The organism is Shinella sedimenti, from assembly GCF_022601905.1.
In the GTDB taxonomy this organism is placed as follows: Bacteria; Pseudomonadota; Alphaproteobacteria; order Rhizobiales; family Rhizobiaceae; genus Shinella; species Shinella sedimenti.
In genome coordinates, this window is the sequence record NZ_JAKVIN010000002.1 from 451,890 (window position 1) to 475,136 (window position 23,247).

Sequence of the window (23,247 nt, forward strand, 5' to 3'; positions counted from 1 at the left end):
CGCGTCGAACGCGGCCTTTTTCATGCGACGATAGTGTTCCGCCCCGCCGATTTCGCCCGGTAGAGATTGCGATCGGCGGCGGCGAGCGCCTCGACCGGGTCGAACCGGGGCGCGCAATGGAAGGCGCCGATGCTCACGCCGAGGGGTATGCGGATGCTGGACGGCGAGCGAAAATCGATCGCGGCGACGGCTTCGCGCACAGCCTGCGCGTGATCAAGCATGCGTTCGGCTGATGCGCCGTGCAGGAAGATCGCGAATTCCTCGCCACCAAGGCGACCGACAATATCGTCCTCCCGCGCCAGGCCATGGAGCGCGGCACCGATGAGATGCAGGGCCTCATCGCCTGCGGCATGACCGAAGCGGTCGTTGACCGACTTGAAATAATCGACATCGAGGAAGAGAAGGCCGCCATGCATGCCCTCGTTGCTGCATGCGGCAATCTCGTCCATGAAGGCTGCCCGGTTGAGCAGGCCGGTCAGGGAGTCGCGCCGGGCCTGATATTGCAGGCGGGCATAGGCTTTTTCCAGCGCATCGCGCGCCTCGGCCAGCGCCGCGTTGGCGCGGCGCAGACGGTCGGCCTGGTAGAAATGGACGAGTGAGGCGGGAATGGAGATGGCGATGGGGCAGACGATGGTCATGACGAGCCCGGCGCCGGCCACCTGGCCGCCCATCATCGGTACGAAGGCAAAACTGATCACAAGCGATGCTATCGTCGACAGCACTGCGACCAGCAAGGTCCTGCCTAGAATTCTGTACATCGACGAGCCCACGCTGATTTACCGCTGGGCTCGTCACTAGGAGGCGATTGTTGAAAATCCCTGAATTCTAACGGTAAAAATGCGTCATGCCGCTAGATTGACGTTAGGTGATGCGGTCAGCGGTCGGACCAGACCGCCAGCTCGTATCCGTCGGGATCGGCGAAGTGGAAGCGCCGTCCACCCGGAAAGTCGAAGATCGGATGTACCACCGTGCCGCCTGCCGCCTCGACACCGGCCAACGTCTCTTCCAAAGCGTCGGCGAAGAGAATGATGAGCGGGCCGCCCTGCGCGCGCACGGGCGCCGTTGTGGTGAAGCCTCCGGTCAGGCGGCCGTCCTGGAATTCGCAATATTGCGGCCCGTAGTCCGTGAAGGTCCAGCCGAAGGCGCTGCCATAGAAGGCCTTGCTGCGGGCAATATCCGCGACGTTGAACTCGATATAGTCGATCTTGCGATCTGCGCCTCTGCTGCTCATCGCGGCAACTCCATGTCTTCGATCAGTTTCGCCAACGTATCCAGATCGAGGGCCACATGCGCCGCGTCCGATTCGAAGGCCGCGTCATCCATATCCGGTTGCCGGAAAAGCGTGAACATCACCTCCGCGCCATCGCCGTTCGGCACCACGCGCAAGGCGTTTTCGACGATCCGGCCATCCGGCAGCGTGACCGTATGATCGATGACGCCGAAATCGTTGGCCGGCGCGAACCGGACACGCACGTTGCCGATAGGTCCGCCATCGGCGATCCAGTCTTCGCCGTCGCGCGTCAGCCCCAACGCCAGTCCCGACGCCCAGAGCGGCATGTTGTCCGGCTTTGCAGCAAAGGCATAAACAGTGCGCCAGTCGCGCTTGATACTTCTGTGAACGATCCGGGCGGGCAGGGTGGTCATGGTGCTCTCCGTGTCGGCGCAGGATAGAGCGAAAGATGGCGAGAAGTCGAACGAAAAGTGAACGTTGTTGTCTTTCAGGCAGCGTTCGATCACGCGCACCGTGCATTCGTGCGGCAACGCGCCACGCCCACAGCCGGCGCAACGGCCACCAAACTTGACGTAGATCAACGATGTGGCGCTCCGTTGGCGTCATGGTCTCCGGCATACGCAGAAGATTCCGGGACATCGGTACATTATGACGACCGTCTACTCCGCAGACACGACCATCGAGCGCCACGACGCCGAGCCTGTCAACTCGGCCAAGGTTCGCAAGCCCCTCTACGAGAAGCGCAAGAAGATCTTTCCCAAGCGCGCCGAGGGACGGTTTCGCCAGTTCAAGTGGCTGATCATGCTCGTGACGCTCGGCATCTACTATCTGACGCCGTGGATTCGCTGGGATCGCGGTCCCTACGCGCCCGACCAGGCCGTGCTGATCGATCTCGCCGGCCGGCGCTTCTACTTCTTCTTCATCGAGATCTGGCCGCAGGAATTCTTCTTCGTGGCCGGTCTGCTCGTCATGGCGGGCTTCGGCCTGTTTCTCGTCACTTCCGCGGTCGGGCGGGCGTGGTGCGGCTATGCCTGTCCGCAGACGGTCTGGGTCGACCTGTTCCTCGTCGTCGAGCGCGCCATCGAAGGCGACCGCAATGCGCGCATGAAGCTGGATGCCGGGCCGTGGACGCTCGCCAAGGTCTGGAAGCGCGTCAGCAAGCATGCCATCTGGCTTTTCATTGCCGTCGCCACGGGCGGCGCCTGGATTTTCTACTTCGCCGACGCACCTACGCTGCTTGTCAACTTCGTCACGCTGCAGGCGCCGCCGGTCGCCTATATCACCGTGGCGGTCCTGACGGCGACGACATACGTTCTGGGCGGGCTGATGCGCGAACAGGTCTGCACCTATATGTGCCCGTGGCCGCGCATCCAGGCAGCGATGCTCGATGAAAGCTCGCTGGTTGTGACCTATAACGACTGGCGCGGCGAGCCGCGCACCCGCCACGCCAAGAAGGCCATCGCAGCGGGGGAGAGTGTTGGCGATTGTGTGGATTGCAACGCCTGTGTCGTGGTCTGTCCCATGGGCATCGATATCCGCGACGGCCAGCAGCTCGAATGCATCACCTGCGCGCTGTGCATCGATGCCTGCGACAATGTCATGGACAAGCTCGGCAAGGAGCGCGGCCTGATCGCCTATGCAACCCTGTCGGACTACGCGGCCAACATGGCGCTCGCCACCGCCGGCGGCACACAGCCGATCGCGCCGGCGCGCATCCGCAATGCCGACGGCGCGTTCAGTGATCGCATCAGGCATTTCAACTGGCGGGTCATCTTCCGTCCGCGCACGCTGTTCTATTTCGGCGTTTGGTCGCTGGCGGGCCTGGCACTGGTTTACGCACTGCTGTCGCGCGAGCGGCTGGACCTCAACGTCATCCATGACCGCAATCCGCAATTCGTCGTGGAATCGGACGGCTCGATTCGCAACGGCTACGCCGTGAAGGTGCTCAACATGATCCCGGAGCCGCGCGTCATCACCGTATCGATCGAGGGTATGCCGGGTGCCGTCATGAAGATAGCAGGCTACGACACCACGGATGGCCGCAGCGTTGACATACCGGCTGACCCGGACAAGGTGACGGCGCTTCGAGTCTTCGTTACTCTGCCCAAGGACAAGCTTTCGGAAGCGGCCGAGGGGTTCAAGATCGTGGCGGAAGATCGCCAGGGTCATGAAAGCAGGGCTTATTCCGCCAAATTCAACATGCCGGGAGCACGATAATGGTCGCCGAAAGCAAGCAACGCGGTTTCGTTTTCACCGGCTGGCACATGCTCCTCGTCATGGTGCTGTTCTTCGGCACGATCATCTCGGTCAACGTCTTCATGGCGTGGAACGCGGTGCGGACCTGGAGCGGCCTGGTGGTTCCGAACACCTATGTCGCCAGCCAGCAGTTCAACGGCAAGGTGGAAGAGGCCAAGCGGCTGGCTGCGAGCGGCATCGAGGGTGACATCGTCATCAAGGACGGACGTATCGTCTACCATGTCGTCGATGCCGGCGGTCAGCCGGTTGTCGCTGACGAAGTCTCGGCCACCTTCAAGCGTCCTGTGGACGAGCGCGAGGATTTCACGCTCTCCCTGGTATCTTCAGGCGCGGGGCAGTTCGTTGTCGAGCACGACGTGCCCACCGGCCAGTGGGTGATCGATATTGTCACGCGTCATGAGGGTGCGAAGGTGTTCCACCAGACGCTGCGGACGATCGTCGCAGGAGACGCGAAATGAGCTGCTGCGCGCCGGGAACGGAGGGGGCTCTCGATGCGGCGCGCGCACGCAGTGCGCTGCCATCCTCGGAAGAGTTGCTGTTGGCCAGCCGTCCGGTCGGGGAGGGATTGCGCCAGAGCGACCTCAGTGTTCCCGGCGTCCATTGCGGCGCGTGCATCACCACCATCGAGACCGCCCTTCAGGCGCTTCCGGCGGTGGAGCGGGCGCGCGTCAACCTGTCCACCCGCCGCGTGTCGGTGGTGTGGAAGGAGCAGGTCGGTGGCGCGCCGACCGATCCGCAGACCATTGCGGCGGCGATCGCCGCCACCGGCTACGACACGCATCTCTTCTCGCTTGCCGGCGATGGAGAAGACGCCCTGCGCAACCAGCTGATCCGCGCCGTCGCCGTTTCCGGCTTTGCGGCCACCAATATCATGCTGCTCTCGGTTTCCGTCTGGTCGGGGGCAGAGGCCGCGACGCGCGACCTGTTCCACTGGATTTCCGCTTTCATCGCAGGCCCGACGCTGATCTATGCCGGCCGGTTCTTCTACCGCTCGGCCTGGAACGCGCTTCGCCACGGCCGCACCAACATGGACGTGCCGATCGCCATCGCGATCACGCTCTCCTATGTCTTCTCGCTGTGGGAGACGCTGCACAGCGCCCAGCATGCCTGGTTCGACGCGACCGTCAGCCTGCTGTTCTTCCTGCTCATCGGTCGCACGCTCGACCATGTGATGCGCGACCGTGCCCGCTCGGCGATCACGGGCCTCGCGCGCATTTCGCCGCGCGGCGCCATGGTAATGCTGGCCGACGGCACGCGCGACTATCGCCCGGTCGAGGAAATCGCGGTCGGCGATCATCTCGCCATCGCGGCCGGCGAGCGCATTCCCGTCGATTGCCGTGTGTTGACAGGCGCGAGCGATGTTGACCGTTCCATCGTCAATGGCGAGAGCGATCCGCTTGCCGCCGGGCCAGGCACCCGCCTTGAGGCCGGCGCGATGAACCTCACCGGTTCGCTTCTGGTCGAAGCCGTTTCGACCGCGCGCGATTCCTTCCTGTCGGAAGTCATCGGTCTGATGGAAGCCGCTGAAGGCGGGAGGGCACGGTATCGCCGCATCGCTGACCGCGCATCGCAAGTCTATGCGCCCGTCGTGCATGTCATGGCACTGGGCTCGTTCCTCGGCTGGGGACTTTATGACGGCGACTGGAAACATGCCCTCATGGTCTCTATAGCGGTGCTGATCATCACATGCCCCTGTGCGCTTGCGCTTGCTGTGCCGGTCGTCCAGGTGGTTGCGGCCGGCCGCCTGTTTGCCGGCGGCGTCATGGTGAAGGACGGCTCGGCCATGGAGCGCCTGGCTGAGATCGACACCGCCGTCTTCGACAAGACCGGCACGCTGACGCTGGGCAAGCCGCGCCTTGTCGATCGCGATGGCGTCAATCGCGCCCATCTTGCGCTTGCAGCGGCACTGGCCGCCCATTCGCGTCATCCGCTTTCCATAGCGCTTGCCGGCGCGGTGCCCGGTCCCACGCCCGTCTTTGGCGAGGTTCGTGAAATCGCGGGCGGCGGACTTGAGGCGGAAACGCCGCAGGGCCTGCTTCGTCTCGGCAGCCGCGCCTTTGCCTCCGGCAACGGGGCTGATGGCGGGGAAGCGCACGGGCTCTCCGAGGTCGTGCTGTCGCGGGACGGCGCCGTGCTGGAAAGCTTCCGCTTCGAGGATGCCTTGCGCGCGGGTGCCGGCGAGGCCATCGGTATGCTGCGCGAGAACGGCATCGACATGACGATCCTGTCGGGCGACCGGCCTCCGGCGGTCTCGCGCGTCGCCGGGCTGCTCGGCATCGAGCGCTGGCAGGCCGGTCTTTCGCCGCGTGAGAAGACCGAAACCGTCGCCGAACGGGCCGCATGCGGTCGCCGCGTCCTCATGGTGGGCGATGGAATCAATGACGCGCCGGCACTGGCTGCTGCACACGTTTCCATGGCGCCTGCGACCGCAGCCGATGTCGGCCGTCAGGCGGCGGATCTGGTTTTCCTGCATGAAAGTCTGGAGGCCGTGCCTTTCGCACTCGAAACCGCACGAAAAGCCGGGCGCCTGATCCGTCAGAACTTCGCACTCGCCATCGGTTACAATGTCGTTGCCATACCTATCGCCATCCTTGGTCATGCGACGCCGTTGATCGCCGCCATAGCAATGTCTGCTTCGTCGATTACCGTCGTGCTCAATTCGTTGCGCCTGCGCGAACGCCTGCCGGCCTTTGCGACACGCGCGGCGGATGCGGCACGTCCGGTCAACCCCATGGTGAAGGCGGCATGAACACGCTCATCTTTCTCATACCCATCGCGCTCTTCCTGGGCGCGCTCGGGCTTGCGGCCTTTCTCTGGTCACTCAAGAGCGGGCAGTATGATGATGTCGAAGGCGCGGCATGGCGTGTCCTCGACGATGGCGACGACCGTCCGGGCAATTAGTTTCGAGGGGTTCTAAAATGGCTCGGAACTCAAACAAACCCTTGTCGTAAATCGATTTGAATGCCAAAACACGCGCGCTGGAGCGATGCTCCACTCTCTCTTTTCGCGCGGCGTTTTCGGCACTGTTCCGAAATTCATCCCCGCCGCGCCATACCTACGGAGGTACTATCGTGGCACAGGCGGAAATCGGTCTTATCGGTCTCGGCGTGATGGGTTCCAACCTTGCGCTCAACATCGCCGAGAAGGGCAACAAGATCGCGGTGTTCAACCGCACCGTTGCGCGCACGAAGGAGTTTTACGAGGAGGCCGGCGACCTCAAGGGCCAGATCGTGCCTTGCGAGACCATCGAGGAATTCGTCGCCGCCATCCGCCCGCCGCGGCCGATCATCATCATGATCCAGGCCGGTGCGGCGGTCGACCAGCAGATGGATCTGCTGCGTCCCTACCTCGAAAAGAACGACATCATGATCGATGCCGGCAACGCGAATTTCCGCGACACGATGCGCCGCTTCGATGCACTCAAGGATTCCGGCCTGACCTTCATCGGCATGGGCGTGTCCGGTGGTGAGGAAGGCGCGCGCCACGGCCCGTCCATCATGGTCGGCGGCACGGAAGATTCGTGGAAGCGCGTCGAGAAGGTGCTGACCTCGATTGCCGCCAAATACAATGACGATCCGTGCGTTGCCTGGCTCGGCGAGAACGGTGCCGGCCATTTCGTCAAGACCATCCACAACGGCATCGAATATGCCGACATGCAGATGATCGCCGAAATCTACGGCATCCTGCGCGACGGCCTGAAGATGAGCGCCGCCGAGATCGGCGAGGTCTTCGGCCAGTGGAACAAGGGTCGTCTGGAATCCTACCTTATCGAGATCACCGAGAAGGTTCTGGCCGCCAAGGACCCGATTGCCGGTGGTCCGATGGTCGACATGATCCTCGACAAGGCCGGCCAGAAGGGCACGGGCAAGTGGTCTGCCATCGAAGCCCAGAACATGGGCGTGCCGGCGACCGGCATCGAAGCCGCCGTTGCCGCACGCTCCATCTCGTCGTTCAAGGCCGAGCGGGAAGCCGCTGAAAAGATTCTTGGCCTGCCGGATGTGCCCGCACTTTCGGTCGCTGACAAGGCCGCCTTCATCAAGGATCTCGAAAGCGCGCTGCTGGCGGGCAAGATCGGCGCCTATGCGCAGGGCTTCGCCGTCATGGCCGCCGCTTCCAAGGAATACAATTGGAACCTGCCGATGCCGACGATTGCCAAAATCTGGCGCGCCGGCTGCATCATCCGTTCGCAGTTCCTCGATGAGATCACCAGCGCCTTCACCAAGGCACCGGATGCAGCAAACCTCATTGTCACCCCGGCCTTCGCCACCATGGTGAAGGACACCGACGCAGCGCTGCGCCGTGTCGTGTCGGCGGCTGCGCTGCATGGCCTGCCGGTCCCCGCACTCGCTTCCGCACTAGGCTATTTCGACAGCTACCGCCGCGGCCGTGGTACCGCCAATGTCATCCAGGCCCAGCGCGACTTCTTCGGCGCCCACGGCTTCGACCGCCTCGACGGCGCCGACAGCCACCACGGCCCGTGGGGCTCCGGCCTGAACGGCTGACGTCTTTCGCGGCATTATACGAGACGGCCCGGCTGCAAAACCGGGCCGTTTTCGTTTTGGCGGTGTCAGCCCTGATCCGTCGGGATGGGGTAGCTCAGCGTCTGCAGTTCTTCCGGCGGACGGCCTTCGATGCGGGCGATTACGGCCTTGGCGAGTTCGTGGCCGGCGAGGCGGATGTCCTCGCGCATGGTCATGACCTCGGGGCGAAGCCATTGCAGCAGCATGTGCGATTCCTTGGACACGAGGTCGATATGCGTGCCGAGCTTCAGTCCTTCCGCCTCCAGCGCCGCGACGAGCGCCACCGCGCCTGATCCGCTGCCCGAGACGATACCGTCAGGCGCGTTCGGCGCGCGCATGAGGTTTTCGGCCGCCTTTCGTATATCGACGAGGCTGCTGTCGAGGTTCACCTCGTTGAAGGGTACGGCTGTCGCGCCGAAGTCGCGGATGCCGCGCTCGAAGCCCGCGCGCATGTGCAGATAGAACGTCAGGTAGGGCGGCGGCTGGAGCAACACGAGGCGCTTGCGGCCCTTTTCGACGAGCTTGCGCACGGCCTCGTAGGCGAAGCGCTCGTTGTCGAAGTCGTGATAGGGATGGGCAAGACCCATCTCCGTGCGGCCATGGGTGGCGAAGGGGAAATTGCGCTCCATCATCAGCGCCACCCGGGGGTCCTTCGGTTCAGTGCGCGAGATGATCACGCCATCGGCCGCGCCAGTTTCAAGGACGTATCGCACCGGATCGAGCGCATTGCCCTGGGCGCGGTAGGGGGTGACGACGAGATGGTACTGGGTCGCGGCAAGCACCTCCGAGATGCCGATCACCATGGGGCTCGTCAGACCCATGATCTCTTCCTCGAGACTGAGAATGAGGCTGATGACGTTGGTCTTGCCGGTGCGCAGGCGAACGCCCGCCCGGTTGGGCTGGTAGCCGATCTGGGCGGCGACGAGGCGCACGCGCTCCTTCGTCTCCGTGCCGATATCGGGCGCGTCCTTGAGTGCCCGCGAAACCGTCGTGATGCCGAGGCCCGTCATGAAGGCGATCGTCTTCAGTGTCGGCCGCTCATTCGTGCCCGCGGACGCGGCGCGTGCTCCCTCGCTCAGCCTGTTCTTCATTCCAGCCCCAACCTCTCCGCATTAGCGAGCGGTTATACATATTATGCCCGACACTGCCACATGGGCTCGAGGAATGCCTCTGAAACTGTAACGATATAGTTTGTTTGTCGAGCTTAAATTTCCATAGACGGTTTTTCTCGATGCTTCCGTGGCTGTCTCCGGGGTGCGAGGTCGCAGGACACCGGGACGCGAGAGAGGGAAACTGCTTCCATCCGAAGTCTCTATAATATCGTTTAAAATTAATACTTTAATATCCGGATGATACTGATTTTCGTCGAATCTCGGCGCTCTCTTCATGTCTCCCGAAGTCTGTCTCTTGAGGAAAACACGCATTTGCTGCGCTTGCTGGTTGCGTATTCCAATCTGTTCGTCTACTTTTTTACTGCAACGTTTCAGTGAGGGAGGAAACTCATGAAAATTCGTTCGATGGCCGCTGCATTGGCGGTGACCGTGGTCCTGCCGTTCGCCGCAGCCAATGCGACCGATCTGGAAGTGACCCATTGGTGGACGTCCGGCGGGGAGGCCGCGGCGGTCGCCGAATTTGCAAAGGCATTCGATGCGACGGGCAACAAGTGGGTGGACGGCGCAATTGCCGGCGCCGGCGGAACGGCGCGACCGATCATGATCAGCCGCATCACCGGCGGCGACCCCATGGGTGCCACGCAGTTCAACCACGGCCGCCAGGCCGAGGAACTGGTCGAGGCCGGCCTGATGCGCGACCTCACCGATGTCGCGACCAGGGAAAACTGGAAGGAGATCATCAAGCCCGCAAGCCTGCTCGACAGCTGCACGTTCGACGGCAAGATCTATTGCGCGCCTGTCAACATCCATTCCTGGCAGTGGCTGTGGTTGTCCAACGCGGCCTTCGAAAAGGCGGGTGTGGCGGTTCCCAAGAACTGGGACGAGTTTGTCGCGGCCGCTCCGGCGCTCGAAAAGGCCGGTATCGTGCCGCTCGCCGTTGGCGGTCAGCCCTGGCAGGCCGCTGGCGCTTTCGATGTGCTGATGGTCGCCATTGCCGGCAAGGACACGTTCTACAAGGTCTTCAAGGACCGCGATGCCGAAGTCGCCGGCGGTCCTGACATTGCCAGGGTCTTCAAGGCCGCGGACGATGCTCGCCGCATGTCCAAGGGCACGAATGTACAGGACTGGAACCAGGCCACGAACATGGTCATCACCGGCAAGGCCGGCGGCCAGATCATGGGCGACTGGGCGCAGGGCGAGTTCGCGCTTGCGGGACAGGTGGCCGGCAAGGACTATACCTGCCTTCCGGGCCTCGGCGTGAACGATATCATCTCGACCAGCGGTGACGCCTTCTATTTCCCGCTGCTGAAGGATGAGGAAAAGTCGAAGGCGCAGGAAGTGCTGGCATCGACGTTGCTGGCGCCCGCGACGCAGGTCGCCTTCAACCTGAAGAAAGGCTCGCTGCCGGTGCGAGGCGATGTCGATCTCGCCGCCGCCAACGACTGCATGAAGAAGGGTCTCGACATCCTCGCCAAGGGCAACGTGATCGAGGCGCCGGACCAGATGCTCTCGGCCGACAGCCAGAAGCAGAAGGAAGACCTCTTCTCCGAATTCTTCGCCAACCCCTCGATGACACCGGAAGACGCCCAGAAACGTTTTGCCGACATCATCGCCTCGGCGGAATGATCAGCGGACGGCCGGTGCTTGTCGCCGGCCGTCAGCAAAGCCCGCAACCTCTTTGCCGCCATGCTCGGGGCTGTCCTGAGGATAACGAAAGAGTGGGTGACGGGGCTTTGCGGTGCGCAAAGGCGGGCGCTTGCGCCCGCCCGTATGATCGAGACCAAGGAGGAGTGACCCATGACGGGCCAGGCACACACCGGTCGCCCCAGTAAACTGCTGCGCAATCTCAGTTCGAAGATTGCATCCATTCCCATGATGCTGACCGCCGTCGTCATTTTTCTCGGCGGCACGATCTGGACGGTCGTCTATTCGTTCACCAATTCCAAGCTCCTGCCACGCGCCAAATTCGTCGGGCTGGACCAGTACGAGCGCCTGTGGGATGCGCCGCGCTGGATCGTCTCGATCCAGAACCTGGCGATCTACGGCTTTTTCACGCTGGTCTTCAGCTTGGTGATGGGCTTCCTTCTGGCGGCGCTGATGGACCAGAAGATCCGCTTCGAAAACACCTTTCGTACGATCTTTCTCTACCCTTTCGCGCTGTCCTTCATCGTGACGGGCCTCGTCTGGCAGTGGATCCTGAACCCGGAATTCGGCGTGCAGTCGGTAGTGCGTTCGCTTGGCTGGACAAGCTTCACGTTCGATCCGCTCTACAATGCCGATATCGTCATCTACGGCGTGCTGATTGCCGGGCTGTGGCAGGGCACGGGGCTCGTCATGTGCCTGCTGCTGGCCGGCCTGCGCGGCATCGACGAGGATATCTGGAAGGCCGCGCGCGTCGACGGCATCCCCATGTGGAAGACCTATCTATTCATCGTCATTCCCATGATGCGCCCGGTCTTCATCACGACGCTGGTCATCATCGCGAGCGGCATCGTCAAGGTCTATGACCTCGTTGTCGCGCAGACGAGCGGCGGCCCGGGCATCGCCTCGGAAGTGCCGGCGAAATACGTTTACGACTACATGTTCCAGGCCCAGAATCTTGGCCAGGGCTTCGCCGCCTCCACCATGATGCTCATCACGGTCGCGATCATCATCATCCCGTGGGCCTATCTCGAATTCGGAGGACGCAAGCGTGGCTGAGACCGTCTCCCTCAAGCCCGGCGCGGCGCGCATCGCCACCGCCGGAACGCCGGGCGAGCCGTGGGGCAGGAAGCCCCGCCGCACGCTTTCCGGTCGCAACATCATGCTCTACGGCACGCTTCTCGTGGCGGCGCTCTACTACCTGCTGCCGCTCTATGTGATGGTCGTGACTTCCATGAAGGGCATGCCGGAAATCCGCCTCGGCAACATCTTCTCGCCGCCGGTGGAAGTGACCTTCGAGCCTTGGGCCAAGGCTTGGGCCACCGCCTGCACAGGTCTCAACTGCGATGGCCTGTCGCGCGGCTTCTGGAATTCGGTGCGCATCACCGTGCCCTCGACGCTGATCTCGATCCTCGTCGCCTCGGTCAACGGCTATGCGCTGGCCAACTGGAAGTTCAAGGGTGCGGACCTGTTCTTCACCATCCTCATCATCGGCGCCTTCATTCCCTATCAGGTGATGATCTATCCGATCGTCATCGTGCTCCGGGAAATGGGCATCTACGGGACGCTGACCGGCCTCATCATCGTGCACACGATCTTCGGCATGCCGATCCTCACGCTGCTCTTCCGCAACTATTTCTCGTCCCTGCCGGAGGAGCTGTTCAAGGCGGCGCGCATCGACGGAGCGGGGTTCTGGCAGATCTATTTCCGCATCATGCTGCCGATGTCGCTGCCAATCTTCGTCGTGGCGATGATCCTGCAGATCACCGGCATCTGGAACGACTTCCTGTTTGGCGTCGTGTTCACGCGGCCGGAATATTACCCGATGACCGTGCAGCTCAACAACATCGTCAACTCCGTCCAGGGGGTGAAGGAATACAACGTCAACATGGCGGCGACACTGCTCACCGGCGCGGTTCCGCTCATCGTCTACTTCGTGTCGGGACGGCTCTTCGTCCGCGGCATCGCCGCCGGCGCAGTCAAGGGTTAAGCCATGCAGAAATCCGTCTCCATCAAGGACCTTTCTTTGAGCTTCGGCGCGGTCAACGTGCTGGAAAACCTCAATCTGGATATCGGGGAGGGCGAGTTTCTCGTGCTGCTCGGTTCGTCGGGTTGCGGCAAGTCGACCCTGCTCAACTGCATCGCCGGCCTGCTCGAGCCCACTGGCGGGCAGATCTTCATCAAGGACAAGAACGTCACCTGGGAGGAGCCGAAGGACCGCGGCATCGGCATGGTCTTCCAGTCCTATGCGCTCTATCCGCAGATGACGGTGGAGAAGAACCTTTCCTTCGGCCTGCAGGTCGCCCGGATGTCGAGGGCCGAGATCGACAAGCGCGTCGCCCGCGCTTCCGAAATCCTGCAGATCGGGCCGCTGCTCAAGCGCAAGCCCTCGGAACTGTCCGGCGGCCAGCGGCAGCGCGTCGCCATCGGCCGGGCTTTGGTGCGCGATGTCGATGTCTTCCTGTTCGACGAGCCGCTCTCCAACCTCGATGCCAAGCTCCGGTCCGAACTGCGTGTGGAAATCAAGCGGCTGCACCAGTCGCTGAAGAACACGATGATCTACGTCACCCACGACCAGATCGAAGCGCTGACGCTCGCCGACCGGATTGCCATCATGAAGAGCGGCGTCATCCAGCAGCTTGCCGATCCCAACACGATCTACAATGCGCCGCGCAACATGTTCGTCGCCGGCTTCATCGGCTCGCCCTCGATGAACTTTCTGCGCGGCGAGATCGTGGTGAAGGGCGGCAAGCCTGTCTTCATCGCGAACGGCGTCGAGTTCTCGCTTGACGGCTATGCCGCCGGCGAACCGCTTGAGGCCGGGCGCAAGGTCGTTCTGGGCGTGCGACCGGAACATGTGAAGGTCGACGAGGATGCCACCGGCGCGGAGGTGCATCAGGCGAGCGTCGATATCGAGGAGCCGATGGGCGCCGACAACCTGCTGTGGCTCAAACATGCCGGCCACACACTCGCCGTCCGCGTCGCCGGGAACAGGCGCTTCCGGCCCGGTACGGCCGTGTCGCTCTCGTTCGACATGGGGCTGGCCTCGCTGTTCGATGCGGCGACGGAGGAGCGGATTTAACATGCCCAAGAGTGCGGCTAACCCCCTCTGCTCTGCCGGGCATCTCCCCCTAGGGGAGAGATCGGCAGGAAGCGAAAACCTTGCTCCAGCGTTGGCGTTGGAGATGAGCGAAACCGCGCCGCGTCCAATCTCCCTCCGTGTTGGGGAGATGCCCGGCAGGGCAGAGGGGGGTAGCTCCCGTACGAGTTCAGAGACGCACCAATGACCCAAGCACCCGACATCATGTCCATCGACCTTTCCGGCACCTGGACCGCCACCAGCACCGACGCCGTGCACACCGCACCCATGCGCGTGCCGGGCGACGTGCACAGCGCGCTCATCGCCGCCGGCCTCATTCCCGATCCCTATGCCGGCCGCAACGAGCGTGACGTTCGATGGGTGGCCGAGAAGGACTGGGCGATCGAGCGGACGTTCGATCTTTCGCCGGAAATGCTGGAGGGCGACTGGTATCTCGACATCGGCAGCATCGACACGGTGGCGTCGGTCTATCTCAACGGCGTTCTGGTGCTCGATACCGACAATTGCTTCCGTCGATATCGGCCGGTCGTGACTGAGGCGCTGAAGGCAGGTGAAAACACGCTGAAGGTGCTGATCCATTCCAGCATCGCGGCCGGCGCGCGGCGGCAGGCGGAACAGCCGTTCTTCATCCCGTGGTCGACCGACAATTCGCCCATTGCGAACGGCAACATGCTGCGCAAGCCGCAGTGCCATTTCGGCTGGGACTGGAACATCGCCATTGACCCGCTCGGCATCTATGGCGACTTCGTGCTGCGCCGGCTTGAGGTGGCGCGCATAGAGCATGTCACGACGCGCCAGTTCCATCATGCCGATGGTGCTGTCGATCTCTATGTCACCGCAACCTTCCACGCTGAAGAGCCGGGCATCCTGCCGGTGCATTTCGCGCTCGGCGAGGAGCGCGTTCGGCTCGATATCGGCATCGTCGCCGGCGAAACCCAGCTCACCCACATGTTCAGCATCGACAAGCCAGCGCTCTGGTGGCCGGCCGGTCATGGCGAGCAGGCGATCTATGCGGTGCGCGTGGAGACGCCCACCGAGACGGTCGTGCGCCGCATCGGCCTGCGGCGGGTGGAGCTGATCACGGACAAGGACGAGGCGGGCAGCCGTTTTGCACTGAAGGTCAATGGCCGCGAAATCTTCTGCCGCGGGGCGAACTGGATCCCTGCCGACGCGCTGCCGTCGCGCATCAACCCGGTCGCCGTGCGCGACCTTCTGCAATCGGCGGTCGATGCCAATATGAACATGCTGCGCGTCTGGGGCGGCGGCTTCTACGAGCCGGACTGGTTCTACGATCTCTGCGACGAGCTTGGCCTGATGGTCTGGCAGGACTTCATGTTCGCTTGCAACCTCTATCCCTCGACCGTCGATTTCCTCGACAATGTCACGGCGGAGGTGGACTACCAGGTCAAGAGGCTCGCCTCGCATCCGTCCATCGTGCTGTGGTGTGGCGACAACGAACTGGTGGGCGCGCTCACCTGGTTCGAGGAAAGCCGTCGGGATCGCGACCGTTATCTGGTCTCCTACGATCGCCTGAACCGCACCATCGAGGTGGCGATGAAGAGGGCGGCACCCGGCGCGATCTGGTGGCCGTCGAGCCCGACGTCGGGCTATCTCGATTTCGCCGACGCCTGGCATGCCGATGGCGCCGGCGACATGCACTACTGGTCCGTCTGGCACGAGAACAAGTCCTTCGACAATTACCGCACCGTGCATCCGCGCTTCTGCTCGGAATTCGGTTTCCAGTCCTACACCTCCATGCCGGTCATGCGGACCTTCGCGGACCCCAAGGACATGAACATCGCGTCGCCCGTGATGGAGAGCCACCAGAAGAACGCCGGCGGCAACGAGCGCATCGCGGGCACGATGTTCCGCTACTTCCGCTTCCCGAAGGATTTCGCGAGCTTCGTCTATCTCAGTCAGATCCAGCAGGGCCTCGCCATCCGCACCGCCGTTGAATATTGGCGTTCGCTGAAACCCCATTGCATGGGCACGCTCTACTGGCAGCTCAATGATACCTGGCCGGTCGCCTCCTGGTCGAGCCTTGACTACGGCGGGAGCTGGAAGGCCATGCACTACATGGTGCGCCGCTTCTTTCAGCCCGTGGCCATTGCCGCCATTCCGTCGAAGGATGGCCAGACGATCGGTTTCTCGGTGGTCAACGATACGGCCGAACCCGTTACCGTGACGCTCGACACCTGGCTTGTCTCGCTGTCCGGCGAGCGCAGACCTTATCGCAGCATCGAGGGCGCCTGCGGGCCGGACAGGGCGGAAATGCTGTTTTCCGTCTTTTCCGCCGATCTCCCCGAGGACGCGCTGCTTTTCTGGTCCTTCAAGGCCTCGAACGGCATGGCAGGCGAAGGGCACCATGTCTCCGGCACTTACAAGGCGCTCGACCTCCAGGCCTCCGGCCTGACTCTCGACGTCACGCCGCGCGACGACGGCCGTTTCGCCGTGACCGCTACGGCGCGCGGCCTTGCCCTGCACGTCATGCTCGATGCCGACGTTCCCGGTCGCTGGTCGGACAATGCGTTCGACCTCACCGCAGGCGCCTCAAAGACACTCATCTTCACGCCGTCCGAGCGCGGCGTTGATCCGACATTCCACTGGCTCGACCTTCACTCGTGCCAGACCCATCAAGACTGAACCAAGGAAACCGTCATGCAGACCGTCAGCTTCCAGCTATACAGCGCCCGCAACTTCCAACCCTTCGCCGAAGTGTTCCGCATCCTGGCCGATGCCGGGTATCGCGAAGTCGAAGGCTACAGCGCCCTTTATGAGACGCTCGACGACGCCGCGATCCAGCAGCTGAAGGCCGATCTCGACAGAAATGGCCTCACCATGCCGACTGCCCATTTCAGCCTCGACATGCTGGAGGCAGATCCGGATCGCGTGCTCGATATCTGCCGTACGCTCGGCATTACGGCGGTCTACTGCCCCTATCTTCTGCCGGAGCATCGTCCGTCCGACGCTGCGGGCTGGCATGCGCTCGGCGAGCGGCTGCAGAAGGCCGGAGCACCGATCCGCGAGGTGGGCCTCGTGTTCGGCTGGCATAATCACGACTTCGAGTTCTTCACTCTGCCAGACGGGACCGTGCCGCTGGACCATCTCTTCACGGGCGGCCCTGACCTGACCTGGGAGGCGGATATCGCCTGGATCATTCGGGGCGGGGCCGACCCTTTCGCCTGGATCCAGAAATACGGCAGCCGCATCACCACCGTCCATGTCAAGGACATCGCGCCTAAGGGCGAGAACGCCGACGAGGACGGCTGGGCGGATGTCGGGCATGGCACGGTGCCGTGGGCCGATCTCGCCAAGGCGCTCGCCGGCACGCCGGCCAAACATTTCATCATCGAGCATGACAATCCGAGCGATATCACCCGGCTTGCCACCCGCTCGATTGCGACCGTCAAGACATTCTGAGGACTGATATCATGAGCAAGGAATACGGAGTCGGCATCATCGGCTGCGGCAATATCTCGGGCGCCTATTTCAAGCTGATCCCGACCTTCAGGAACCTGAAGCTCGTCGCCTGCGCCGATATCAATCCCTTGGCCTCGAAAGCACGGTCGGAGGAATTCGGTGTGCCGGCGCAGGAGATCGCCGCACTGCTGGCAAACCCTGACGTCGATGTGGTCGTGAACCTTACCATCCCCGAGGCGCATTACCCGGTGTCGAAACAGGCGCTTGAGGCGGGCAAGCATGTCTATTCGGAAAAGCCCTTCGTGCTGTCGCTCGAACAGGGCGAGGACCTGCGCCGCATCGCCGATGCCAGGGGCCTCAAGGTCGGCTCGGCGCCGGATACCTATCTCGGCGGATCGCACCAGTTCGTGCGCCACCTCATCGACAGCGGCAGGGTGGGCAAGATCATGTCCGGCACGGCGCATGTGCTGGGGCCGGGCATGGAGAGCTGGCATCCGAACCCTGATTTCTTCTTCGCGCCGGGCGGTGGACCGATCCTCGACATGGGTCCGTATTACGTCAACAACCTCGTCAACCTGGTCGGGCCCGTGAAGCGCGTCGTAGCCCTCGGCAACCGGGCGCGCGAGGAACGCATCATCGCCAATGGCCCGCGGCTCGGCGAAGCTTTGCCGGTCGCGGTGCTGACGAACATCCATGCTATCTTGGAATTCGTCAGCGGCGCGCAGGTCGCGCTGATGGCGAGCTGGGACGTGTGGGCGCATCGCCACCAAAACATGGAGCTCTACGGCACGGACGGCGCGGTCTTCGTGCCGGACCCGAATTTCTTCGGCGGCACCGTCGAAGTCGCCGGCAACGACAAGGAGCCGAAGGTGGTCGACGTCTGGGATCATCCCCTGACGGCCGAAAACTATCAGTTCGAGTGGGGCCGGCAGGCCAATTACCGCGGCATCGGCCTTGCCGACATGATGGACGCCGTGACGACGGGCCGCGACTATCGCTGCTCGCTCGACCGCTCGCTGCACACGATCGACGTGCTGACGGCGATCCTGCGCTCTGCGGAGGAGGGCCGGGCGGTCGATATCGTCACGACCTGCACCCAACCGCAAGCCTTCGGCATCGAGGAGGCGCGCGCGCTGCTTCGCTAGCACCGCGCGACCTCATTCGCTCACCCCGCCTGGCGCATCCAGAGCGGGAAGGGGTCGGGCAGGTTTGCCCAGCGCGCCGGTTCGAACGTCTCTTCGGCGACGAGGCAGGCGTCGAGCCGGCGGCGGATGTCATGCTCGTCCATCGGGTCCGCACCGATGAAGACGAGCTCCTGCCGCCGGTCGCCCCAGACGGGATCCGAATAGCGGGCGATGGCCTCGCGCGCCGCTTCGTCCTGCGGCCAGTGCTGCGGGGGAACCGAGGCCCACCACAGGCCAAGCCGGCCGCTCCGCACCAGAGCGCCCGCCTGGCTCATCTCGCCGACATGATGCGGCCGCGTGGCGAGCCAGAAGAAGCCCTTGGCGCGGATGACGCCCGGCCAGCTCTCGTCGAGGAAAGCCTTGAAGCGGGCGGGATGAAAAGGCCTCTTTGCCCGATAGACGAAGGAGCGGATGCCGTATTCCTCCGTTTCGGGAACGTGGTCCTTGAAGCCGTGCAGTTCCTTGAACCACAGCGGATGCTCGCTGGCCTTCTGGAAGTCGAACAGCTCGGTGCCGAGGATGTCTCCCAGCTCGACCCTGCCGAAATCGGTCTCGATCACGCGGGCCGCGCTGTTCAGGCCGCCGATAATCTGGCGGGCGGCGAGCAGGTCGCCGGGGCTCGCCGCACCCGTCTTGTTGAGCACGACCACGTCGGCGAATTCGATCTGCTCGACCAGCAGTTCCACCAGCGTCCGGTTGTCCTCTTCGCCAGCCGTTTCGCCGCGTTCGGCCAGGAAATCCTGCGAGCCGTAATCCTTGAGGAGGTTTGCCGCATCGACCACCGTGACCATCGTGTCGAGGCGGGCGACATCCGACAGGCTCCAGCCGTCCTCGTCGCGAAAGTCGAAGGTGGTGGCGACCGGGAGCGGTTCGGAAATGCCGCTTGATTCGATCAGCAGATAGTCGAAGCGCCTCATGTCGGCGAGACGGCGCACTTCCTTGAGGAGGTCGTCGCGCAGCGTGCAACAGATGCAGCCGTTCGTCATTTCCACGAGTTGCTCGCCGGTGCGTGACAGGTCCGCCCCGCCATCGCGGATGAGTACAGCGTCGATGTTCACCTCGCTCATGTCGTTGACGATGACGGCGACGCGCAGGCCGCTGCGGTTGTTGAGCACGTGGTTCATAAGCGTCGTCTTGCCGGCGCCGAGGAAACCGGAGAGGACGGTAACGGGGAGGCGGTTGTCCATGCGATTTGCCTTTATGTTATAGTATTACATTCGCAGTGCTAAAAAATGGCGGGATGATCCCGCCACGGCGTTGTCGACGAAGGAGACTGCCGGACCCGATAGGCCCCACCTTAGTCTCCACGCCATGCTCTTGATGACGTGGAGGATGAAGCGAGCGTTGCGCTCGCGCCGGAGCCGGAGACCTATCCTTTTACGGGCGGCAAGCGCGCCTCAGCTGGCCTGTCCGAGGCAATCGCGCAGCGACGTGGCGATGCTCTTCATCAGGGTGAAATAGAGGTCCGGACCGGGCTCCAGCGTGGCGGCCTCCGGGTCGAGAACCCCGGATTTCGCAGGCGTGCCCTCGATCACCACATTGACCAGCTTCGGCTCGAACTGCGGCTCGGCGAAGACGCAGGTCGCGCCCAGCGTCTTCACCTTGTCGCGGATCTGCGTCAGGCGTTCCGCACCGGGCAGGGTTTCCGGGCTGACGGTGATGGAGCCGGCGGCGTGCATGCCGTAGTGATGTTCGAAATACTGGTAGGCGTCGTGGAAAACGATGAAGGGCTTATCCTTTACGGGCGCCACGGTCTCGGCGACCTCCTTGTCGAGCGCATCGAGCTTTGCTTCCAGGCCGGCGAGGTTCTTCTTGTAGGTCTCGGCATTGGCCGGGTCCTTCTCGGCGAGAACCTTGGCGGCCTCGGCCGCGATGGCGCGGGCGTTCTGCGGGCTCAGCCACAGATGCATGTCGAATTCGCCGTGTTCATGGCCCTCATGCGCAGCTTCCTCGCCATGGGCATGATCGTGGCCTTCGGGCTCCTTGCCATGGTCGTGGTTGTGCGCCTCTTCGCCATGGGCATGCGCTTCCTTGCCGTGATCGTGGCCTTCCTTTTCATGGTCATGGGCGTGACCTTCCTCGCCCTCATGCGCGTGGCCCTCATGCGCATGGTCATGGCCTTCGCCTTCATGTGTATGCGCCTCGAAAGGGCCGCCTTCGCGGAAAGGCAGTTTTTCAAGGCCGGGCGCGTCGTCCAGTTCCACCACGGTGGCCTTGCCGCCCAGTGATTTCAGCGGCTTTTCGAGGAAGGCTTCCAGGCCGTGGCCGACCCAGAAGACCACATCGGCGTTCTGGAGGGCGGCCGCATTGGACGGCTTCAGGGAATAGGTGTGCGGCGAGGCAGCGCCCTCCACGATAAGGCCCGGTTCGCCAACACCCTGCATGATGGCGGCGACCAGCGAATGGATCGGCTTGATCGACACGACGACATCGGGTGTCTCGGCCCGCGCGGCACCGGCGCCGGCAACGAGAAGAGCGGTGGAGAGGAGGAGGGCGCGAACGGCCTTTTGCATGGGATACTCCGCTTGAATGTGAATGTAATGTTATTACATCAATTGCGTTATGCTATAACGTGTGCCATATGCTGACGCAACAGGCTTTTGGAAAAAATGATGCTGCAGACCCCAACCAGGAACGCTTCGCCGCTCGTGTCGCTTGCCGGCGTCGGCGTGCGCCGTCAGGGCCGCTGGCTCGTGCGTGGCGTGGAATTCTCGATTGCGCCTGGCGAGATCGTCACGCTGATCGGCCCGAACGGCTCGGGCAAGTCCACCACCGCCAAGGCAGCCATCGGCGTTCTGAAGGCCGACGAGGGCAGGGTGGAGCGCAAGGCTGGCCTCAAGGTCGGCTATGTGCCGCAGAAGCTTTCCATCGACTGGACCATGCCGCTGACGGTGGAACGGCTGATGACGCTGACCTCGACGTTGAAGGGCGCGGAGATCGAGGCGGCGCTTGAGGCGACCGGCATCCGTCATCTCGCCCGCGCGGAGGTGCAGCATCTCTCCGGTGGGGAGTTCCAGCGCGCGTTGCTGGCCCGCGCCATTGCCCGCAAGCCCGATCTTCTTGTGCTCGACGAGCCGGTTCAGGGGGTGGATTTTTCCGGCGAGATCGCGCTTTACGATCTCATCAAGACGATCCGCAACACCACCGGCTGCGGGATCCTGCTCATCTCCCACGACCTGCATGTGGTGATGGCCGAGACCGACACCGTCATCTGCCTCAACGGCCATGTCTGTTGTCGCGGTACGCCGGAAGTGGTGAGCCAGAGCGCGGAATACCAGCGCCTTTTTGGCGCGCGCGCCGGGCAGACGCTGGCCTTCTACAATCACGATCACGACCACACGCACCTGCCCGATGGCCGCGTGCTGCACGCCGACGGCTCGATTACCGACGATTGCCGCCCGAATGACGGCCATCATACGCCGGTCGTGCCCACCGGCCGCGCCGGGCCGATGCGCATCGTGCATACGCACGGGCCCGATTGCGGCTGCGGCCATGATCACGGCGCGGCGCCTGACAGTAACGGACAGCAGGAGAAGCGCGATGCTTGACGATTTCTTCATGCGCGCGCTCGTCGCCGGCGTCGGCCTTGCGCTCACCGCCGGGTCGCTCGGCTGTTTCGTGGTCTGGCGGCGCATGGCGTATTTCGGCGACACGATGGCCCATTCGGCATTGCTCGGCGTCGCCCTGTCGCTGCTGATGAACTTCAACCTACTCATCAGCGTCTTCATCGTCGCGGCGACCGTCTCGCTCCTCCTTCTGCTGCTCCAGAAGCGCGGCACGCTCTCGACGGATGCGCTGCTCGGCATCCTCTCCCACGCGACGCTGGCCATCGGCCTGGTCATGGTGTCCTTCATGACCTGGGTGCGCATCGATCTCGTCGGCTTCCTGTTCGGCGACATCCTTGCCGTATCGCGCGCCGATGTGGACCTCGTGTGGGGTGGCGGCATTCTCGTCGTTTTCGCCATCGTTTGGATGTGGCGGCCGCTGATCGCATCGACGGTCAACCCTGAACTGGCCGAGGCCGAAGGCATGCAGCCGGAGAAGACGCGCCTTGCCTTTATGCTACTGATGGCGCTCGTCATCGCCATCGCCATGAAGATCGTCGGCATCCTGCTGATCACCTCGCTTCTCATCATCCCCGCGGCAACGGCGCGGCGCTTTTCCACCAGCCCGGAGATCATGGCGGTGCTCGCCTCGCTGATCGGGGCGTTGGCCGTTGTCGGCGGATTGTTCGGATCGCTGAAGTTCGACACGCCCTCCGGCCCCTCCATCGTGGTTGCAGCGCTTGGCCTGTTCATTCTAAGCCTCATCACGAAACCGAGGACGAGCGTCGTGGAACATTCGGCGGCAAACCAGGGAGGTCAGGCATGACCACGCAGCAATTGACGAAGAACCAGGGCCTCGTCTTCGACGTGCTGTCGCATTCCGACAGCCCGCTCAGCGCCTACACGATCCTCGACAAGCTGCGCGACAACGGGTTTCGCGCGCCGCTTCAGGTCTATCGCGCGCTGGACAAGCTTCTGGAGTTCGGCCTCGTGCACCGGCTGGAGAGCATCAACGCCTTCGTGGCCTGCGCCCATCCGAACGAGGGCTGTCACAACCACGGCATCACCGCCTTCACCATCTGCGAGACTTGCGGCAAGGTGACGGAGTTCCACGACCATGTGATCGAGGACCGGCTGAAAGCCTTTGCCAAGGACCGCAACTTCAAGACCGGCAAGACGACCATCGAAATTCGCGGCACCTGTGCGGGGTGTGCTTAGGGTTAGGAGGTGGATCTGTG

21 protein-coding genes are annotated in these 23,247 nt (G+C 63.2%); 15 read left to right on the plus strand and 6 right to left on the minus strand.

What is annotated here, in order from left to right:
- Nucleotides 1-20: 20 nt before the first annotated feature.
- From MKI86_RS06320 to MKI86_RS06330, 3 genes are all read right to left on the minus strand, one after another.
- Entirely contained in the window at nucleotides 21-758 is a 738-nt protein-coding gene (locus MKI86_RS06320) for a GGDEF domain-containing protein (RefSeq protein ID WP_241598755.1), read from the minus strand.
- A 116-nt stretch (nucleotides 759-874) separates the two neighbouring features.
- Entirely contained in the window at nucleotides 875-1,231 is a 357-nt protein-coding gene (locus MKI86_RS06325) for a VOC family protein (protein ID WP_241598757.1), read from the minus strand.
- On the minus strand, nucleotides 1,228-1,644 hold the full coding sequence (locus MKI86_RS06330) for an SRPBCC family protein (RefSeq protein WP_241599287.1): 417 nt from the start codon (nucleotides 1,642-1,644) through the stop codon (nucleotides 1,228-1,230). The genes MKI86_RS06325 and MKI86_RS06330 overlap by 4 nt, the downstream gene beginning before the upstream one ends.
- Before the next feature lie 235 nt (nucleotides 1,645-1,879).
- Here MKI86_RS06330 and ccoG point away from each other — a divergent pair, with 235 nt between their 5' ends.
- From ccoG to gnd, 5 genes are all read left to right on the plus strand, one after another.
- On the plus strand, nucleotides 1,880-3,448 hold the full coding sequence (gene ccoG, locus MKI86_RS06335) for a cytochrome c oxidase accessory protein CcoG (RefSeq protein ID WP_241598759.1): 1,569 nt from the start codon (nucleotides 1,880-1,882) through the stop codon (nucleotides 3,446-3,448).
- Nucleotides 3,448-3,945, plus strand: a complete 498-nt coding sequence (locus MKI86_RS06340) for a FixH family protein (protein ID WP_241598761.1) — start codon at nucleotides 3,448-3,450, stop codon at nucleotides 3,943-3,945. The genes ccoG and MKI86_RS06340 overlap by 1 nt, the downstream gene beginning before the upstream one ends.
- Nucleotides 3,942-6,236, plus strand: coding sequence for a cation-translocating P-type ATPase (locus MKI86_RS06345; RefSeq protein ID WP_241598763.1), 2,295 nt, complete (start codon nucleotides 3,942-3,944; stop codon nucleotides 6,234-6,236). Before MKI86_RS06340 ends, MKI86_RS06345 begins: the two co-directional genes overlap by 4 nt.
- The gene (gene ccoS / locus MKI86_RS06350; RefSeq protein WP_241598765.1) at nucleotides 6,233-6,388 is read left to right on the plus strand and encodes a cbb3-type cytochrome oxidase assembly protein CcoS; all 156 of its coding nucleotides are present in this window, start codon (nucleotides 6,233-6,235) and stop codon (nucleotides 6,386-6,388) included. The genes MKI86_RS06345 and ccoS overlap by 4 nt, the downstream gene beginning before the upstream one ends.
- Nucleotides 6,389-6,558: 170 nt before the next feature.
- The gene (gene gnd, locus MKI86_RS06355) at nucleotides 6,559-7,989 is read left to right on the plus strand and encodes an NADP-dependent phosphogluconate dehydrogenase (RefSeq protein WP_241598767.1); all 1,431 of its coding nucleotides are present in this window, start codon (nucleotides 6,559-6,561) and stop codon (nucleotides 7,987-7,989) included.
- A gap of 65 nt (nucleotides 7,990-8,054) precedes the next feature.
- Here gnd and MKI86_RS06360 read toward each other — a convergent pair whose 3' ends face one another.
- Nucleotides 8,055-9,098 (minus strand): LacI family transcriptional regulator, encoded by a 1,044-nt coding sequence (locus tag MKI86_RS06360; RefSeq protein ID WP_241598769.1) that lies wholly within the window; start codon nucleotides 9,096-9,098, stop codon nucleotides 8,055-8,057.
- Between the two features lie 411 nt (nucleotides 9,099-9,509).
- Between MKI86_RS06360 and MKI86_RS06365 the strand changes: the two genes are divergently transcribed.
- The 7 genes from MKI86_RS06365 to MKI86_RS06395 all read left to right on the plus strand — a co-directional run bounded on the left by MKI86_RS06365 (nucleotide 9,510) and on the right by MKI86_RS06395 (nucleotide 18,425).
- Nucleotides 9,510-10,745: an ABC transporter substrate-binding protein gene (locus tag MKI86_RS06365; RefSeq protein WP_241598771.1), complete on the plus strand. Its 1,236-nt coding sequence runs from the start codon at nucleotides 9,510-9,512 to the stop codon at nucleotides 10,743-10,745.
- 171 nt (nucleotides 10,746-10,916) lie between these two features.
- Entirely contained in the window at nucleotides 10,917-11,819 is a 903-nt protein-coding gene (locus tag MKI86_RS06370) for a carbohydrate ABC transporter permease (RefSeq protein WP_241598773.1), read from the plus strand.
- A 31-nt stretch (nucleotides 11,820-11,850) separates the two neighbouring features.
- A complete protein-coding gene (locus tag MKI86_RS06375; RefSeq protein ID WP_241599289.1) occupies nucleotides 11,851-12,750 on the plus strand; it encodes a carbohydrate ABC transporter permease in 900 nt (299 codons plus the stop codon).
- Nucleotides 12,751-12,753: 3 nt separating this feature from the next.
- Entirely contained in the window at nucleotides 12,754-13,842 is a 1,089-nt protein-coding gene (locus tag MKI86_RS06380; protein ID WP_241598776.1) for an ABC transporter ATP-binding protein, read from the plus strand.
- Between the two features lie 201 nt (nucleotides 13,843-14,043).
- The gene (locus tag MKI86_RS06385) at nucleotides 14,044-16,503 is read left to right on the plus strand and encodes a beta-mannosidase (RefSeq protein ID WP_304950482.1); all 2,460 of its coding nucleotides are present in this window, start codon (nucleotides 14,044-14,046) and stop codon (nucleotides 16,501-16,503) included.
- 15 nt (nucleotides 16,504-16,518) lie between these two features.
- On the plus strand, nucleotides 16,519-17,280 hold the full coding sequence (locus MKI86_RS06390; protein ID WP_241598778.1) for a sugar phosphate isomerase/epimerase family protein: 762 nt from the start codon (nucleotides 16,519-16,521) through the stop codon (nucleotides 17,278-17,280).
- Nucleotides 17,281-17,291: 11 nt separating this feature from the next.
- Entirely contained in the window at nucleotides 17,292-18,425 is a 1,134-nt protein-coding gene (locus tag MKI86_RS06395) for a Gfo/Idh/MocA family protein (protein WP_241598780.1), read from the plus strand.
- Nucleotides 18,426-18,445: 20 nt separating this feature from the next.
- Here MKI86_RS06395 and zigA read toward each other — a convergent pair whose 3' ends face one another.
- Nucleotides 18,446-19,651: a zinc metallochaperone GTPase ZigA gene (gene zigA, locus MKI86_RS06400; protein WP_241598790.1), complete on the minus strand. Its 1,206-nt coding sequence runs from the start codon at nucleotides 19,649-19,651 to the stop codon at nucleotides 18,446-18,448.
- 210 nt (nucleotides 19,652-19,861) lie between these two features.
- Nucleotides 19,862-20,977: a zinc ABC transporter substrate-binding protein gene (locus MKI86_RS06405; RefSeq protein WP_241598800.1), complete on the minus strand. Its 1,116-nt coding sequence runs from the start codon at nucleotides 20,975-20,977 to the stop codon at nucleotides 19,862-19,864.
- A gap of 99 nt (nucleotides 20,978-21,076) precedes the next feature.
- Here MKI86_RS06405 and MKI86_RS06410 point away from each other — a divergent pair, with 99 nt between their 5' ends.
- From MKI86_RS06410 to MKI86_RS06420, 3 genes are read left to right on the plus strand one after another with little or no spacing between them, the layout of a single operon-like run.
- Nucleotides 21,077-22,012 carry an ATP-binding cassette domain-containing protein gene (locus tag MKI86_RS06410; protein ID WP_241598803.1) on the plus strand — a complete coding sequence of 312 codons (936 nt, stop codon included), beginning with the start codon at nucleotides 21,077-21,079 and terminating at the stop codon, nucleotides 22,010-22,012.
- A complete protein-coding gene (locus MKI86_RS06415; protein ID WP_241598805.1) occupies nucleotides 22,005-22,835 on the plus strand; it encodes a metal ABC transporter permease in 831 nt (276 codons plus the stop codon). Before MKI86_RS06410 ends, MKI86_RS06415 begins: the two co-directional genes overlap by 8 nt.
- Nucleotides 22,832-23,227, plus strand: coding sequence for a Fur family transcriptional regulator (locus MKI86_RS06420; RefSeq protein WP_241598814.1), 396 nt, complete (start codon nucleotides 22,832-22,834; stop codon nucleotides 23,225-23,227). Before MKI86_RS06415 ends, MKI86_RS06420 begins: the two co-directional genes overlap by 4 nt.
- The last annotated feature ends 20 nt before the right edge of the window (nucleotides 23,228-23,247 follow it).